Here is a 16,749-nt window from a genome sequence, read left to right as displayed (position 1 = left end):
TAAGAATCAGAAAAAGAATCCCCCCTTTGGGGATATTTTGTTGGTGAATACTGGGGACATCACGGAGTCTGCGAGTGTTTTGGGTGATAAGAGACGGGTTTAGGTTGCTATAGGAGAATTCCTATGAGAAAAGATACCTTGCCGCATATACTTCATGCCCAAGTGGAGAAATATGGAAATAAAAAAGTTGCACTGAGGGAAAAAAATTTTGGTGTTTGGGATGAAATAACATGGAAAGAATATGGTGATCACGTCAGGAATTTTGCCCTGGGGCTTATAAGTCTTGGTCTGGAAAAAGGTGATCATGTATGTATTATTGGGGAAAATTGTCGGGAATGGCTGTACGCAGATTTAGGGATTCAATCTGCAGGTGGTATTTCTGTGGGTATATACTCAATTGATTATGCTGAAGGTGTGAGATACATCGTGGACCATTGTGAAGCGAAGTTTATTGTTGCTGAGGACCAGGAACAGACCGATAAGGTAATGGAGTTTAAGGAAAGACAGCCCCATCTCAAGAAGTGCATCGTTATGGATATGAAAGGATTAAGGGACTATAATGACCCTTTTATAATGAGTTTTAACGAGGTCGAGGAGATGGGGAAGAGATTATATGAGACCAGTCCTTCCATCTTCTATGACCGTCTTGATGAAGTAAAACCCGATGATGTGTGTATGATGCTTTACACTTCGGGGACGACTTCTGTACCTAAAGGTGTTATGATTACCCACAGGATTTATCTGGCTTGGATCGATGGATTGCAGGCTGCCAATCCGGTTAAAGAAGGAGACATAGTGCTCTCCTTTTTGCCTCTTAATCATGGTATTGAGCGGCTCATGTCTGTTGTTATCCCTTTGTGCTTTGGGTGTACCGTCAACTTTTCTGAAAGTACAGAGACTGTCCAGGAGAATATGTACGAAATCGCTCCAACACTCCTGCTGGCGGTGCCGAGGATTTACGAGAAACTGTGTTCTGAAGTCAAAATAAATGTCCAGGATTCTACATGGTTAAAAAGGTTAGCCTTCAAGTTGGCTATGCCTGTGGGATATAAGGTGACGGATATGGAAATGGCTCGAAGGAAGGTACGATGGTATTGGCGGTTTCTCTATTTTGTAGCCTACCTGGCATGCTTTAGGGCAATCAAAGATCAGATGGGATTTCTGAGGTTGAGAATTGCCTATACCGGAGGGGCGGCTGTAGCCCCTGAGATGAACCGATTCTTTTATGCTGTCGGAATCAAGTTAAGAGAGCTTTACGGTATGACAGAGATAGGAATAGTGGCAACACATCAGGGGAGGGATATAAAGATTGGAACCGCTGGGAAATTTCTTCCCGGTGTAGAGTGGAAGATTACCCAGGAGGGTGAGTTGTTGTGTAAGGTGAAAAGCCTTTTTGCCGGTTATTATAAAAACCCGGAGGCTACCCAATCTGCAAAGGGAGATGGATGGATGCGCACAAACGATCTTGTCTATGTTGACGATGAAGGTTATCTCCACGTCCTTGGCAGAAGACAGGACGTTTTTATTACCTCTGACGGAAGAATTATAGCCCCGGATGAGATAGAGAACAAACTGAAATTCAGTCCATATATATATGAGGCTGTAGTGGTAGGAGAGGGGATGGAATATCTAATTGCCTTGATCCAGATAGACTTTTCTAATGTTGGAAAATGGGCTATGAACAATAAGATAGCGTATACTACTTTTAAAAGCCTCTCTTTGAACTCTGCCGTATATGATTTAATTGCAGAAGAAATAAGGGAGGTAAATAGGTCGTTGGCACATGATAGACAAATTAAAAAATTTAATTTGATTACCAAGGAACTGGACCATGATGAAGATGAGTTGACAGCCACTCAAAAGGTAAGAAGGACGGCTATTAGGGAAATGTACAGGGACTTAATTAGAGAAACGTACGAAAGTGGCTACGAGTTATGAAGTTTAAACAATAACAGGAATGGAGAAAATATGGGGTGCGGAAATTTTAAGACGTCTTACAGCAAGGATATGGCAATCTTCCAGACCAACTGGATAAGAAACTGGATTATAGGATTTATAGTATTTTTAATAATTTTCCCATTTACTGCCAGTCCATACCTGATTTATGTAATAAACATCACAGCCATTGCAGTTATTGGTGCTTTAGGACTCAATATAATAACCGGTTATTGTGGGCAGATATCCTTTGGCCAGGCGGCTTTTCTCGCTATAGGGGCATATACTTCGGCTATACTTTCTGCAAAAGTGGGTCTTTCATTCTGGATGGCTATGCCTCTATCCGGCTTTATTACTGCCTTTGCTGGATTGCTGGTCGGAATACCCTCTTTAAGACTTAAGGGGCTATATCTGGTCATGACCACTCTGGCCCTTGTTTTTATCTGCCAATTTGTAGTTATCAATTGGGAAAGCATGACAGGTGGTTCGAAAGGACACAGTGTTCCCCTACCAACTATATTTAGTTATACAATACGGTCGGATCTCTCATTCTATTTTCTCATAATGCCAATTACTGCTTTAGCAGTCCTTTTTGCTAAAAATCTGACAAGGACAAAACCAGGTCGAGCATTTGTAGCCATCCGTGACAGATATATAGCTGCTGAAATTATCGGAGTGAATATTGCTAGATTCAAAGTCATGGCTTTTTTTATAAGTTCCTTCTATGTAGGAATAGCTGGAAGCCTTTATGCCCACTATACAAGAGAGATAAGCCCGGAACATTTTCCGATAACTCTCTCTATAGACTATATTGCAATGATAATTATAGGAGGTATGGGTTCTATCCTGGGCTCTGTATATGGAGCTATATTTGTAACCATGTTACCTGAGGGTATAAGAATGTTCTCCGATTTATTTAGAGGGTCTGCACCATTTCTCACTGAAAGGATACTGGAGTTGAAGGCTATCGTTTTTGGTCTGATCATAATCTTGTTTTTGATTTTTGAACCAGATGGTATCAATGGTCGCTGGCAAAAGATAAAGGTTTATTGGAAAAAATGGCCGTATAAGTATAGATAAAAAAACTAGTAAAAAATACTTGTAATAATCCTTTTTGTTGTGATAAAAATTAAAATCCTTTTTGCTTTAACATCCGTTTTATGAATGGCTCTAAGGGACATTTTTCAAAACAAACACAGTTTTTAATGGTCTCATAGTATACCTGAGCATTTTGGGGGAATTCTGAGATCTAATCGATAGAGCAGTTTAGCTATTGAATAATGTAAAGGAGGTAAGTATGGCAGTAGGAATAGTGGGTTATGGAGTTTATATCCCCAAATGTCGCATTAAGAGAGAAGATATAGCAAAGGTATGGGGTGGCGGGGGGAGGGGTGAAAACGCTGCCCTTAATGACAACGAGGATGTTATAACAATGGCGGTAGAGGCTTCTGTCAATGCGATTGAACATTCGGGGCTGGCTGATGTCAGAGAGGTAGATGCCATATATTTAGGTACTGATTCCCCTCCCAATATAGAGCATTCGTCTATAGGTGTTATCGCTCAGACATTGGGGGCAAAACGGGATATTGAAGTAATGGACTTTACCACAACCCCGAGGGCAGGTATTGCGGCGTTGAAGGCATGTATTGATGCGGTAAAGTCTGGCAGGGTTAGATATGGTCTGGTAATAGCTTCGGATTATCGTCCGGCTTCACCGGGGAGCAATATGGAAATGTTCTTCGGTGGTGGAGCGGGGGCTTTTATAGTTGGAGATAAGGATACTATAGCCGATCTTGAAGAAGTTTATACCTATTCGGGTAACTTTAGAGATAACTGGAGGAGCTTGGCAGACACCTATGTAAGAGACTATGAGCCGAGGTTTACCCGGCAGTATGGTTATACAGAGCACATACACAATTCCCTTAAGGGGCTTTTATCAAAAACAGGATTAACCATCGACCAGTTTCAGCACATAGTATTCCAGCAGCCTGATGCTAGACTTCCCATGGAAATAGCCAGAAAGCTAAAGCTAACGTCTGAACAGACAAAGCTGGGGTCCATATTTAATGACATAGGAGATACAGGGGCAGCTTGCTTGTTTATAGGCCTGTCATCGGTTTTTGACAGGGCAATTTCGGGAGACAAGGTTCTTGCTGTATCCTATGGTTCAGGGACAAGTGATGCCCTCTACCTGACCGTAAGAGAACCAATAGAGAAGGCAAAAGGCAGGTGTAAATCGTATCAATCATATCTGGCTAGCAAGGTCTATATGGATTATACACGGTATCTGAGGAGTAAAGGGGTTCTGAAAAAAGACGAATCACCTGCGGATTTGGGAGTTTCTCCCTTGTCTCCTCTTATGTGGAGGGCAAGTGCCGAGCTTTACAGACTGATCGGTGCCAGGTGTTTAAACTGTGGTTACGTGAACTTTCCGCCTTCTGAAAGAAAAATTTGTATAAGGTGCGGCAATACAAAGTTTAAAGAAGTAGTATTCAGCAGGAAAGGGAAGATACATACCTTCTGTGTAAACTATTACATGCCAGCAGGTTTTGAATCTCCTTTACCTATAATAATTGCTGATCTTGATGACGGAGTTAGACACAGGGCATTGGGTACAGAGATGAGTCCTGAGGAAGTAAAGATTGATATGCCGGTAGAATTGGTTTTGAGGAGATTGACTTCCGAGGATAATGTAAACCTGTACGGAAACGTATTCAGGCCAATAAGAATAAAATAGATGGAATACTGGAGGTACTAGATATGGGATGGAATAAGATAGCGATAGTTGGAGTAGGGATAATAAAGTTTGGAGAGCTGTTCGACAAAGGCTGGGAGATTATGGTTGAGGAAGCTTACCTCAATGCCATCAGCAACGTAGACAAAGGTTTTAATCCTAAAGACATTCAGGCTGCATGGATAGCCGATTGCAGGCCTGGTGCCCATGGGACACAGACCATTGCCGGGGTATCCCTTGTGGGGAATATCGGGCTTGCGGGAGTTCCCTGCAGCCATATAGAGAACGGTTGTCCTACAGGAAGTGATGGATTCAGGAATGCCTGTCTTGGAGTTGCTTCCGGCGTCTATGACGTAGCATTAGTACTTGGGGCAGAGAAGATGCGGGACAAATCAACAGCAGAGATGCTTTCTCTGGCTGCCCAGGGACACCCTGTGATTCAGCGGGGCGAGACGGCAATGACCATGTTTGCTCCCCAGGCGATGCGTCATATGCATGAATTTGGTACCACCAAAGAACAGATGGCTATGGTAGCTGTCAAAAACCACAAAAATGGCGTATACGACCCGTACTCTCACTACAGATATGAGATAACCATAGAGGATGTATTCAAATCACCCATGGTTTGCAGTCCATTGAACCTTTTGGACTGTTGTCCTCAGACAGATGGTGCGGCTGCGGCAATAATATGCAGGGCTGATTTGGCTGAAAAGTATACTGACAAACCCATATATGTTGCTGGTTTTGGGATGGGGACCGATGTATTTTACGTCCATGAGAAGGAGAACTTTACAGAGTTTGTAGCATCTGTCAGGGCGGCGAAGCAGGCATATACTATGGCTGGTATAGAGCCGAAGGATATAGATGTGGCAGAGGTTCATGACTGTTTTTCAATTACAGAGATAATCAACTATGAGGATTTGGGTTTCTGTGAAAAGGGTAAAGGGGGTAAGTTCATTGAGCAGGGTAAATCTGACCTTGATGGTGAGGTAGCGGTCAATCCCAGTGGTGGTCTCATGTCCAAAGGTCATCCGTTGGGTGCTACAGGTATTGCTCAGATAGCAGAGTTGTTCTGGCAGTTGAGGGAAGATGTTAGGGGCTCGAATGGTTCCGGCGATCCCAGCATCAATGAGAAGCGGCAGGTGAAGATAAAGAACGGCTATGGGTTACAGCACAATGTAGGCGGAAGGGGTATATCAAATTCGGTGGTGACGATAGTGACCAGAAATAAAATATAAGGAGATTCTTATGAAGGCATTGGTAGTCGGAGGAACCGGTCCAACAGGCCCATTTGTATTGGAAGGATTATTGAATAGAGGCTATAAGGTGACTATTCTTCATCGTGGAACTCACGAAATAGATCTTCCTTCTGAAATCGAGCATCTCCATGGAGATGCCCATTTTGTGGAGACCCTTAACGAGACATTAGGTTCACGTACCTTTGATTTGGTGGTAGCCATGTACGGAAGGTTACGTTATGTGGCAGAGGTGATGAGGGGAAGAACTGAAAGGTTGATATGTGCAGGGGGGGTCGCTGTGTACAGGGGTTGGTTCGACCCTACTCAAAACCCAGAAGGACTTCATTATCCTATTACGGAAAATGCCCCTTTAACTACCGGCCCAGAAATTGATAGTTTCTCCTACCTGATGGTACAAAGTGAACTCGCGGTATTAGAAGGCCACCATTTAGGCTTCTATAATGGTACTGTTCTGAGGTTCCCCATGGTTTATGGTCCAAGGCAGCTTATCCCTGCTGAGTGGTGTGTAGTGCGTCGTATACTTGATGGCAGGAAGCAATTAATTGTGCCTGATGGGGGACTTACTATCGAATCAAGAGGATATGCAGAAAATATGGCTTATGCATTGTTGTTATGTGTAGATTATCCGGAGAAATCAGCCGGGCAGGTTTATAACATAGCAGATGAAGATGCCTTGAGTTTAAGGGAATGGATAGGAGCTATCTCAAGGATGATGGATCATGAATGGGAATTGATAGACATGCCAGCAAAACTTGCATCGCCTTCCATGCCCTATGGAATGTGGGCTCGACCATTAGTAAGTGAAACAGGGCAACTGCATCACAGGGTAATTGATTTAACTAAGATTAAAGCCCAGTTAGGCTATAAAGATCTCTTCAAGGCAAAAGAGGGCCTAAAGAAGACTATTCAATATTATTTGGATAATCCACCTGATCGAGGAGGGGAAATCGAAAAGAGGTTAAATGATCGTTTTGACTATGAAACTGAAGACAGATTAATTAGAGAGCATAAAGAAGGCATAGAAAAACTCTCTAGCATATTTCCAATAGATAGGTGGTATCATCCCTATCCCCATCCAGATGAACCCAAACTAAAGAGAGATCAAAGAGACAGATAATAAATCTAAAAACAAACTGGCGGTGTTAAAAACCTCTTTTTCTTTTTATATGCTCAACAATAGTGGGTGTATAATTTCAATACAGGTGTGGAAAGGAGAAAGGTAGATAATGGATTTTAATCAGGAACAGCAGGCAATGGTAGAAACCGTTAGAAAGATTTCTATTGATAAAATAGCGCCAAGAGCAGCAGAGATTGATGAAAACGAGGAGTATCCAAAAGATTTAGAAGAGATATTAAGAGAACAGGGGGTGTTGAAACTCCTTGTTCCTGAGCAGTATGGAGGACTTGGAGGGGACATAATCACCGCCTGCCTTGTTGTGGAAGAAATAAATAAGGTATCCCCTGCGGTATCACAGATAGCTTATGTATGTTATGCAACAACACTTTTAATGCTTAATGCTGATGAATTGCAAAAGGGGAAATATCTCACTAAGATGGCAGATAATAAGCTAATGTCTTTGTGTCTTACAGAACCCCATGCAGGATCGGATTCAGCTGGCATTCGTAGCAAAGCCGTTTTGAATGGGAGACACTATATAGTTAATGGAACAAAATGTTTTATAACTCAGGGGGCTGTGGTTGATTACCATTTTGCCTTTGCAGTAACCGGACCAGGGCAGGGTTCCAAGGGAATATCAGCATTTATAGTTGAGAAGGGTTTCCCCGGGGTAAGTGTAGGAAAAGATGAAAAGAAGATGGGAATGCGGGGGATATCCGCTGCTGAGATCATCTTTGATAATGCGTCGGTTCCGGTCGAGAACCGGGTTGGTACTGAGGGTGAAGCGTTTAAGGTCCTGATGAAGACCTTTGATAGGATTAGGCCACTGATTGCAGCCCAGGCTTTAGGGATAGCTGAGGGGGCATATAAATATGCCCTTGAGTACTCAAAGACCAGATTTGCATTTGGGCAGCCTATATCCCAGTTTCAGGGTGTCCAGTTCAAGCTTGCGGATATGGTGACATCAATAGAAGCGGCAAGGGGACTGGTATATGAAGCAGCCCAGTTAATAGATAAAGGGGTTGAAGATGTGACTACGCCCGTTTCAATGGCTAAATACTTCGCTTCAGAGGTGGCTATGAAGGTGACAACCGATGCTGTTCAGATTTTAGGTGGCTATGGTTATATGAGAGACCATTCAGTAGAGAGGTTTATGAGGGATGCCAAATGTACCCAGATTATAGAAGGGACAAGCGAGATACAAAAGATGATAATTGCCCGAAAAATACTTGAATCTTAAGATATACAAAAAGGCGTCCCCAAAATGACGGATTCAGCAGATCCGACTTTTACGAGATCATTAATAACAATTATTACAGGAAGAGTTTACAGGATTAAAACCCTGTCTTTTGCAAAATAGGGGGCAAAGAAATTTTGTATGAGGAGAAAGGAGGGTAATATGCCGAAGGTATTGATAACCTGCTTTTCGAAATCGGGTAATACAAAGAGGATGGCTGAGTATATCAGAGAGGGGTTAAATTCATCTGAAGATATTGAGGTTGACTTAAAGGGAGTTGAGGATACAACGATTGATGACCTTTGTTCATCTGATGGAATAATAATAGGCAGTCCTACCTATTTTGGAGTTATGTCAACAGAGGTAAAGGACCTTATTGACAGAAGCATAAAATGCTTTGGGAAATTGGCTGGGAAAGCTGGGGGTGCCTTTACATCATCTGCAATGGTCGGCGGAGGGAATGAAACCACCATTATGAGTATCCTTCAGGCACTCCTCATCCACGGCATGATTGTACATGGTGACCATAAAGGGAATCACTATGGCCCTGTGTCGATCGGGACCCCAAATGAAGATGTCCGTGATGAGTGTTTGCGCTATGGTAAAAGATTCGGAAATCTAGTCAAGAAATTATGTTGAGATTGCCAAAAAACTGTAGCAACCTCAGATAAGGACCAATCTGTTGGTTTTAGAGTGTGTGAAGATATCCATTAGCAGACCATTTATTTTTGTTTTAGAATAAGGTCACTTACGGATGTAGGAAAGTTGACTGTTAAGATGACAATCTGATTTGGCTGAGCAATCTCGATTATCTTGCCATCTTCATTTATTATTTTCTCCAAAAAAAGGTGATTAATCTCTCCTGACTTACCGATAAATTCGACCTCATCGCCCAATCTTATCTGGTTTCTAACCTCAACCTTTATCTCGTTATTTCCTGAGACCCCTCTGACTACCCCAATCAAGTTATGGGTTTGAATATAAGAAGATGACGAATAGTTCTGTGACCCTTTAGTAGATTTTTCACAAAAAAAGCCTGTCGTATAATTGCGGTGACTAACCTTTTTCAACTCTTCCAGCCATTCCCTTCGAAATTCGTATTTGTCAGGATTGTCGAGGTATTCGTCTATTGCCTTACGATAAACCCTTACCACATTTCCCACATAGTTTATTCCTTTCATCCTTCCTTCGATCTTAAGGGAATCTACGTCGGCATCTATCATATCTGGTATATATTCTATGAGGCAAAGATCTTCAGAACTCAGGATGTAACTCCCTCTGTCGTCTTCAAAGATTGGAAGATAAATACCAGGACGGCTTTCTTCCATAAGCATGTATTTCCATCGACATGGTTGCGAGCACTCCCCACGGTTGGAATCCCGGTGAGTAAGATAATTGCTGAGTAAACACCTGCCGGAGTATGAAATACACATAGCCCCATGGATGAAGACCTCGATTTCTATGTCTACCTTTCCCCTGATATATTTAATTTCTGAGAAAGAGAGTTCTCGTGCCAGATTGACACGAGAAATCCCTTGATTTTTCCAGAACTCCACACTTCGCCAGTTGGTAGTGTTTGCCTGAGTACTTAGGTGGAGAGGAACATAATTAACTAAATTTCTTGCTATAAGAATAATTCCAGGGTCTGATACAATTATGGCATCTACTCCTAGTTCTTCCATGTTAGTTAAATAATCAGGAAGCTTTTCTACATCTTCATTACGTGGAAATATATTGACTGTAACGTATACTTTAACCCCTTTTTTGTGCGCAAGTTTAATACCTTCTTCCATTTGGGAAATGGTAAAATTTCCGGCAAGGTTTCTGAGACCGTATGATTTTCCGCTCAAATAGACTGCATCAGCACCATAATGAATAGCAGTCTTGAGTTTCTCTAAATTTCCTGCTGGTGCAAGTAGTTCCGGTCTTTTCACTTGAAAATGCACCTATTCCTGTCATTGCGAATCCGCCAGAGGCGGATGAAGCAATCCCATCCTTTGAGTTTGCTTCGTCCCATTTACTTCGTTCAGGGCTTCGGTTCACTCGCTCCTCGCAAAGACATTTTCCTTATTCTATGTGTCTCTTTGAGGCATGTAAGTTTCATTAAAACCCTTTTCCAAATATTAGACCCAGTTCCGACGTGTTTATAAAAACTATCATAGTCATATTTGAAAGACAAGAGTTTACTTTCTATTGTACTGGGATCAGGAATTTTCCCTTGACAAATATAAGGTTAGCAGGTATTTATTGATTCAAAAATTGAAAGATATAGGCATGTGTCCCTTTAATAATGCGGCAAAAAAGGCTGATATAAAAATTAGGGGATGGGGATTTCAGCAAGCATTGCTCTAATCCCTATTTTTTTAGAAAGACCGATTGATTTCTGAAATGTCCTTATATTGATGAAGTCATAAAAACTCAAAAATCAGGCGAACATATGGACTTTTTACAAAGCTGCCAATATTAGAAGCAGAATGGATAAGAATTTTTTTGGGATAGGACTGAGTTTTGTTCCTGGAATAGGTTGCGTTTTGTATAAGAGGCTGATTGATTATTTCAAAAAAGCCGAACTTGTATTCGATGCATCTTTGCAGGAATTGATGAATATTGATGGAATAGGGCATGAAACTGCTTTGGCAATTAAAAACTTTGATCAAGGAGACCTGGTTGAGAATTGGCTATTGATGGCAAAGAAGACCAATGCCCGGATATTGACTTTGGAAGACGGAGATTACCCCGCGAATCTAATGAAGATCAATAATCCGCCACCGATCATCTATGTAAAAGGCGAAATTAAAAAGGATGATCACTTTGCTGTTGCTGTTGTTGGATCGCGAACCCCATCAGGATACGGGGAATTAGCTGCTAGGTCTATAAGTCATGACCTGGCAGCAGAAGGAATAACCATTGTCAGCGGTATGGCTAGGGGAATTGATGCCATTTCGCACAAAGAGGCATTATCTGCAGGAGGAAGGACCATTGCTGTATTGGGGAGTGGAATAAATGTGATATATCCACCTGAAAATAGGGAACTTTTCAATAAGATTTGCCGGAACGGAGCTGTTATTACTGAGTTACCAGTTTCAACACCCCCTGATGCTGTAAACTTTCCAAATCGAAACAGGATAATAAGTGGTCTATCCCTAGGGGTGGTAATTGTGGAGGCTGGGGTAAAGAGCGGGTCTCTAATTACTGCAAAGTTTGCTGTTAGTCAGGGTAAAAAGGTCTTTGCTGTTCCAGGGCAGATAGGGTCTGTGGGAAGTAGAGGGACAAACAAGCTTATAAAAGAGGGAGCAAGGTTAGTAGAGAGTGCTGATGATGTTGTGGGTGCAATCTTCAGCTTTCGTTCAAGACAAGTTTTACCCCGATACAGGGATTATAAAGAGGACAAGGAAGGAGCTAGGAAAGAGGAGAATTTGTCTAATGATGCCAAACAGGTCATGACTGCTTTGACTGAGGGCCCTTTACATATCGATACTGTTGCTACTAAAAGCAAATTAAATATTAACGAGGTTTCAAGTATATTATTGAACCTGGAGCTCAGTGGCTTAATTACCCAGCTACCTGGGAAAATGTTTGCACGAAACTCATAGACCCCATTGGAATTACCTTTTCTTGGGGGGATATACTTCTTGGAGAAAAAATGCCTAAATCTCTGGTTATCGTTGAGTCGCCTGCTAAAGCAAATACTATTAACAAATTCCTGGGTAAGGATTTTATAGTTTTGGCATCCATGGGACATGTAAGAGCCCTTCCCAGCAAGCCTGGTTCTGTAGCCATAGAAAATGACTTTGAACCAAAATACCAGATATTGCCTCAGCGGAGGAAGGATATCTCTAAAATAAAGAAGACATTAGAAAAATGTGAAAATCTCTACCTGGCTACCGATTTGGATCGAGAAGGAGAGGCTATTGCCTGGCATTTGTTGGAGATATTGAATCTAACTAATGGAAATGCTTACAGCAAAAGAAAGGGTTCATCTTCCCCTTCAGTCAAGAGAATAACCTTTTATGAAATTACAAAAGACGCTATTCAAGAAGCGATGAAATCCCCTCGGCATGTCATCCGCTCCTTGGTAGATGCTCAGCAAGCCAGGGTAATTTTAGACTACCTTTATGGATTTAACCTGAGTCCGCTTTTGTGGAAAAAGGTCCGTTATGGGCTTTCTGCCGGAAGAGTTCAATCTGTTGCCCTAAGGTTAATTTGTGAGAGAGAAGAGGAGATTCAAGCATTTAAACCCAAAGAATATTGGACCGTCACTGCCAGGCTTTCAACAGCAAAAGAACCAACACCGGCAACTAGCTTTAATGCCACGTTAGTTGCGATAGATGGCAAGAAACAAAGTAAATTTTCAATCAGTAATGAAGAGTCTGCTAAAAGGATCATTAAAGAACTTGAAAGTGCAGAGTATGAGGTTGTAGAAATAAAGGAAAAAGAGGTTACAAAATCCCCCCCCCCTCCTTTTACTACCAGTACTTTACAACAAGAGGCATTTAAAAAGTTGCATTTTTCTGCAAAAAAAACCATGTCAATCGCTCAAAAACTCTATGAAGGAATAGAAATTCAAGAGGAAAGTGTCGGTTTAATTACCTATATGAGAACAGATAGTGTAAATCTTTCTTCAGGTGCCCTAAAGCATGCGAAAGATATAATAGCCCAGTTTTTTGGAGATAAATATGCATTGAAAACCCCCCGTTATTTTAAAAATAAGGCGAAAAATGTACAGGAGGCACATGAGGCTATAAGACCTACTGATTTAGCAAAGAAACCAGAGGATATGAAGGCTTTCTTGACTTCCGATCAATGGAAGTTATATAAACTTATTTGGAGACGAACCATTGCATGTCAAATGGCTAAAGCTGTTCTAAATACTGTTTCTGTTGATATAGCCGCAAAAAAAACTCATACATTTCGTGTCTCAGGTTCGATAATAATATTTTCGGGGTTTATGAAGGTATACGAGGAAAGCAGAGACATTGACAAGGAAGAGAAAGAGGAGGTATTACCTTATCTTACAAAAGGACAAAGTCTTTATCTAATAGAGATCCTTCCTAACCAACATTTTACCCAGCCACCCTATCGTTATACTGAAGCCTCTCTGGTAAAGATTTTAGAAGAATACGGGATAGGACGTCCTTCTACCTATGCTGCAATTATAAACACCCTTCTAATTCGAGATTACGTTAAGATAATAGACCGGAATTTTCATCCAGAAGATACCGGAATAACCGTTAACAGGTTACTTGTTAACCATTTCAATAAATATGTTGATTATAATTTTACTGCTAAAATGGAAGAGGACCTTGATCAGGTAGCTAAGGGGAAGGCGCAATGGCAACCAGTCATACAGCAATTTTGGACCCCGTTTATTGAGTTGATCAGAGAGAAAGATGTTGAAATTAAAAGGTCAGATGTAATTGATGAAAAGACAGAAGAAAAGTGCCCTCAATGCGATGGTGATCTTGTTATTAAATTAGGACGATATGGTAAATTCTATGCTTGTAAAAGGTATCCTAAATGTAAGTTTGTAAGACCTTTAAAAGAGAAAAGAGAAATAGTCGAAGAGGTGTCTTCCAATGCAGAGAGGTGTGAAAAATGTGGCAAATCTATGACAATAAAAAATGGGAGATTTGGTAAATTCCTTGCTTGCTCAGGATATCCCGAGTGTAAAAACACCAAGCGGGTCTCTAAAAGTAAAAATGGAGATTCTCAAGCCGGACAACAGGGAATAACTGCTGAAAAGTGTGAAAGATGTGGCAGTAATTTTGTAATCAGAACAACCCGTTATGGAAACAGATTCCTATCTTGTCAGAATTATCCAAAATGTGATAATGCCAAGCCGTTAAGCACTGGGATTAAATGTTCAATGCCTGATTGCAATGGGGATATAGTAGAGAGGGGGTCAAAAAAAGGAAAGCTTTTCTTTGGATGCAGTAAATATCCTGATTGTAACTTGATGTTTTGGAACAGACCTGTGCCTGATAAATGTCCCGATTGTGGATCTCCATTTCTGGTAGAAAAGGTTGTAAAAAACAACAGGACGATACTTGAATGTTTAAATAAGGAATGTAAATATCAAAGGGAAAAAGAAGGATAACAAAAAAAGGCCATCTTATAGGTTCCTAAAATGGCCTTTCATAAATAATTTCTCGGCAGTGACCTACTCTCCCACCCCGTTGCCAGAGCAGTACCATCGGCGCTAGAGAGCTTAACTTCCGTGTTCGGGATGGGAACGGGTGTATCCTCTCTGCTATAACCACCGAAAAATTAAATTAATTTTTAATAAGGTTATGGTCAAGCCTCACGACCTATTAGTATTGGTTAGCTGAGTTCGTTACCGAACTTACACATCCAACCTATCAACCTTGTGGTCTACAAGGGGTCTTCAGTCCACCCTTGGGTGGAGGGGATACCTAATCTTGGGGTGGGTTTCCCGCTTAGATGCCTTCAGCGGTTATCCCTTCCGAACATAGCTACCCAGCGATGCCACTGGCGTGACAACTGGTAAACTAGAGGTTCGTCCATTCCGGTCCTCTCGTACTAGGAACAGAACCCCTCAAGTATCCTACGCCCACAACAGATAGGGACCGAACTGTCTCACGACGTTCTAAACCCAGCTCACGTACCGCTTTAATTGGCGAACAGCCAAACCCTTGGGACCTGCTTCAGCCCCAGGATGCGATGAGCCGACATCGAGGTGCCAAACCTCCCCGTCGATGTGGACTCTTGGGGGAGATAAGCCTGTTATCCCCGGCGTACCTTTTATCCGTTGAGCGACGGCCCTTCCATTCGGGACCGCCGGATCACTAAGACCTGCTTTCGCATCTGCTTGACTTGTAGGTCTCGCAGTTAAGCTCCCTTATGCCTTTACACTCTACGGCTGGTTTCCAATCAGCCTGAGGGAACCTTCGTGCGCCTCCGTTACTCTTTAGGAGGCGACCGCCCCAGTCAAACTACCCACCAGACACTGTCCTCGACCCGGATAACGGATCTGAGTTAGAATTTCCGAATAACCAGGGTGGTATTTCAAGGGTGACTCCATCCCGACTAGCGTCAGGATTTCTCAGTCTCCCACCTATCCTACACAAGCTATCCCAAAATCCAATGTCAAGCTATAGTAAAGGTGCCGGGGTCTTTCCGTCTAGTTGCGGGTAGACGGTATCTTCACCGCCGCTTCAATTTCGCTGAGCCCCTCGTTGAGACAGTGCTGAAGTCGTTACGCCATTCGTGCAGGTCGGAACTTACCCGACAAGGAATTTCGCTACCTTAGGACCGTTATAGTTACGGCCGCCGTTTACTGGGGCTTCGGTTCGAAGCTTCTCTCCGCCAAAGACGGAAATAACATCTCTCCTTAACCTTCCAGCACCGGGCAGGCGTCAGTCCCTATACATCGTCTTACGACTTAGCAGAGACCTGTGTTTTTAATAAACAGTCGCTACAGCCATTTCTCTGCGACCCACTTCGGCTCTAGAAGCAAGTTCCTTTACCTAGTGTGGGCACTCCTTCTCCCTAAGTTACGGAGTCAATTGGCCGAGTTCCTTAACGAGGGTTATCTCAAGCGCCTTGGGATACTCTCCCTGCCTACCTGTGTCGGTTTGCGGTACGATCACCAAATTAACTCGCTAGAGGCTTTTCTTGGTAGTATGGGCTCAACCAGTTTATGTCCAAATGGACTCCTCATCGCTTCTCGGAGTTATGATATTCCGGATTTGCCTGGAATATCCTCCTACGAGCTTGAACCTACTATTCCAACAGTAGGATGGCCTACCCTTCTACGTCCCCCCATCACTCAAATGCTAATCTGGTGGTACAGGAATATTAACCTGTTTTCCATCGCCTACGCCTTTCGGCCTCGGCTTAGGGATCGACTAACCCTGAGAGGATTAACCTTCCTCAGGAAACCTTAGGCTTACGGCGTGCCGGTTTCTCACCGGCATTATCGCTACTCATGTCAGCATAATCTCTTCCAGTTTCTCCAGCAGTCCTCACAGTCTGCCTTCACTGATTACTGGAATGCTCCCCTACCTCCGCCAGAAGTATGGCGGACCGCAGCTTCGGTAATGTGCTTGAGCCCCGTTACATTTTAGGCGCAGACCCACTTGACCAGTGAGCTGTTACGCTTTCTTTAAAGGATGGCTGCCTCTAAGCCAACCTCCTGGTTGTCTGGGCGTTTCCACATCCTTTTACACTTAGCACATATTTGGGGACCTTAGCTGGCGGTCTGGGTTGTTTCCCTCTCGACCACGGAACTTATCTCCCGTAGTCTGACTCCCAGGATTATACTTAGCAGCATTCGGAGTTTGGTTGGGTTTGGTAATCTGGTAGGACCCCTAGCCCATCCAGTGCTCTACCTCTGCTAGCAATTCCTGAGGCTATACCTAAATATATTTCGGGGAGAACCAGCTATCTCCAGGTTTGATTAGCCTTTCACTCCTATCCACAGCTCATCCAAGCCGTTTTCAACCGA

The 16,749-nt window shown here is 42.6% G+C and carries 10 protein-coding genes and 2 rRNA genes (1 of these 12 running past the window's edge); 9 read left to right on the top strand and 3 right to left on the bottom strand.

Annotation, left to right across the window (positions count from 1 at the left end; all coding sequences use genetic code 11):
* The first annotated feature begins 123 nt into the window (after positions 1–123).
* From AB1401_01165 to AB1401_01135, 7 genes are all read left to right on the top strand, one after another.
* Positions 124–1,938: an AMP-binding protein gene (locus tag AB1401_01165; GenBank protein ID MEW6614066.1), complete on the top strand. Its 1,815-nt coding sequence runs from the start codon at positions 124–126 to the stop codon at positions 1,936–1,938.
* 30 nt (positions 1,939–1,968) lie between these two features.
* Complete coding sequence (locus tag AB1401_01160) at positions 1,969–3,015, top strand: branched-chain amino acid ABC transporter permease (protein MEW6614065.1); 1,047 nt, start codon at positions 1,969–1,971, stop codon at positions 3,013–3,015.
* Between the two features lie 217 nt (positions 3,016–3,232).
* Positions 3,233–4,672: a hydroxymethylglutaryl-CoA synthase gene (locus AB1401_01155; protein ID MEW6614064.1), complete on the top strand. Its 1,440-nt coding sequence runs from the start codon at positions 3,233–3,235 to the stop codon at positions 4,670–4,672.
* Between the two features lie 23 nt (positions 4,673–4,695).
* Positions 4,696–5,907 carry a hypothetical protein gene (locus AB1401_01150; GenBank protein MEW6614063.1) on the top strand — a complete coding sequence of 404 codons (1,212 nt, stop codon included), beginning with the start codon at positions 4,696–4,698 and terminating at the stop codon, positions 5,905–5,907.
* A gap of 10 nt (positions 5,908–5,917) precedes the next feature.
* Positions 5,918–7,045, top strand: coding sequence for an NAD-dependent epimerase/dehydratase family protein (locus AB1401_01145; protein MEW6614062.1), 1,128 nt, complete (start codon positions 5,918–5,920; stop codon positions 7,043–7,045).
* Positions 7,046–7,154: 109 nt separating this feature from the next.
* Positions 7,155–8,285, top strand: a complete 1,131-nt coding sequence (locus tag AB1401_01140; protein MEW6614061.1) for an acyl-CoA dehydrogenase family protein — start codon at positions 7,155–7,157, stop codon at positions 8,283–8,285.
* Positions 8,286–8,444: 159 nt separating this feature from the next.
* On the top strand, positions 8,445–8,921 hold the full coding sequence (locus AB1401_01135) for an NAD(P)H-dependent oxidoreductase (GenBank protein ID MEW6614060.1): 477 nt from the start codon (positions 8,445–8,447) through the stop codon (positions 8,919–8,921).
* 83 nt (positions 8,922–9,004) lie between these two features.
* Here the strand turns inward: AB1401_01135 and AB1401_01130 are convergent, their stop codons facing one another.
* Positions 9,005–10,216: a U32 family peptidase gene (locus AB1401_01130; GenBank protein MEW6614059.1), complete on the bottom strand. Its 1,212-nt coding sequence runs from the start codon at positions 10,214–10,216 to the stop codon at positions 9,005–9,007.
* Positions 10,217–10,756: 540 nt separating this feature from the next.
* On the opposite strand from AB1401_01130, the gene dprA reads away from it, so the two are divergent.
* Positions 10,757–11,875 carry a DNA-processing protein DprA gene (gene dprA, locus AB1401_01125; GenBank protein ID MEW6614058.1) on the top strand — a complete coding sequence of 373 codons (1,119 nt, stop codon included), beginning with the start codon at positions 10,757–10,759 and terminating at the stop codon, positions 11,873–11,875.
* 50 nt (positions 11,876–11,925) lie between these two features.
* Entirely contained in the window at positions 11,926–14,379 is a 2,454-nt protein-coding gene (topA, locus tag AB1401_01120) for a type I DNA topoisomerase (GenBank protein ID MEW6614057.1), read from the top strand.
* A gap of 50 nt (positions 14,380–14,429) precedes the next feature.
* On the opposite strand, the gene rrf is transcribed toward topA, so the two are convergent.
* Together rrf and AB1401_01110 are read right to left on the bottom strand one after the other, a co-directional pair.
* Positions 14,430–14,546, bottom strand: a 5S ribosomal RNA gene (gene rrf, locus AB1401_01115).
* Positions 14,547–14,572: 26 nt separating this feature from the next.
* Positions 14,573–16,749 (bottom strand): 23S ribosomal RNA (locus AB1401_01110) (it continues 845 nt past the right edge of the window).

The organism is Thermodesulfobacteriota bacterium (genome assembly GCA_040757775.1).
GTDB lineage: Bacteria > Desulfobacterota > UBA8473 > UBA8473 > UBA8473 > UBA8473.
Note: the sequence above shows the minus strand (reverse complement) of the source record. Positions and strands in the feature narration are given on the sequence as shown.

Excerpts from the sequence above, each read along its gene's own strand:
- AB1401_01160 (MEW6614065.1), top strand. The coding sequence starts at position 1,969 with ATGGGGTGCGGAAATTTTAAGACGTCTTACAGCAAGGATATGGCAATC.
- AB1401_01140 (MEW6614061.1), top strand. The coding sequence starts at position 7,155 with ATGGATTTTAATCAGGAACAGCAGGCAATGGTAGAAACCGTTAGAAAG.
- dprA (MEW6614058.1), top strand. The coding sequence starts at position 10,757 with ATGGATAAGAATTTTTTTGGGATAGGACTGAGTTTTGTTCCTGGAATA.
- AB1401_01145 (MEW6614062.1), top strand. The coding sequence starts at position 5,918 with ATGAAGGCATTGGTAGTCGGAGGAACCGGTCCAACAGGCCCATTTGTA.
- topA (MEW6614057.1), top strand. The coding sequence starts at position 11,926 with ATGCCTAAATCTCTGGTTATCGTTGAGTCGCCTGCTAAAGCAAATACT.
- AB1401_01155 (MEW6614064.1), top strand. The coding sequence starts at position 3,233 with ATGGCAGTAGGAATAGTGGGTTATGGAGTTTATATCCCCAAATGTCGC.
- AB1401_01165 (MEW6614066.1), top strand. The coding sequence starts at position 124 with ATGAGAAAAGATACCTTGCCGCATATACTTCATGCCCAAGTGGAGAAA.
- AB1401_01150 (MEW6614063.1), top strand. The coding sequence starts at position 4,696 with ATGGGATGGAATAAGATAGCGATAGTTGGAGTAGGGATAATAAAGTTT.
- AB1401_01135 (MEW6614060.1), top strand. The coding sequence starts at position 8,445 with ATGCCGAAGGTATTGATAACCTGCTTTTCGAAATCGGGTAATACAAAG.